The sequence below is a fragment of the Bradyrhizobium sp. sGM-13 genome (assembly GCF_018398875.1).
Lineage (GTDB): Bacteria > Pseudomonadota > Alphaproteobacteria > Rhizobiales > Xanthobacteraceae > Bradyrhizobium.
Window position 1 is genome coordinate 1 of record NZ_JAGWDK010000276.1, and the last position, 289, is coordinate 289.

At 61.6% G+C, this 289-nt stretch carries 1 protein-coding gene; it reads left to right on the forward strand.

The genetic code is table 11. The features are described from left to right. Positions 1 to 289: nitrogenase component 1 (locus tag KJQ96_RS39055; RefSeq protein ID WP_305831075.1), on the forward strand; the 289-nt coding region annotated here is incomplete at both ends.

Genomic DNA, 289 nt, shown 5'->3' on the forward strand with positions numbered 1-289 from the left:
TCACCACGCCGAAGAAGGCCTGCGCGGTCAACCCGCTGAAGATGAGTCAGCCGATCGGCGGCGCATTCGCCTTCATGGGCCTGCGTGGGGCGATGCCGCTTCTGCACGGCTCGCAAGGGTGCACATCCCTCGGACTCACGCTGTTCGTGCGGCATTTCAAGGAGGCGGTGCCGCTGCAGACGACTGCGATGAGCGAAGTGGCGACCGTGCTCGGCGGTTATGAAAATGTCGAGCAGGCTATCCTCAACATATACAATCGTGCCAAGCCGGAGATCATCGGGATCTGCTC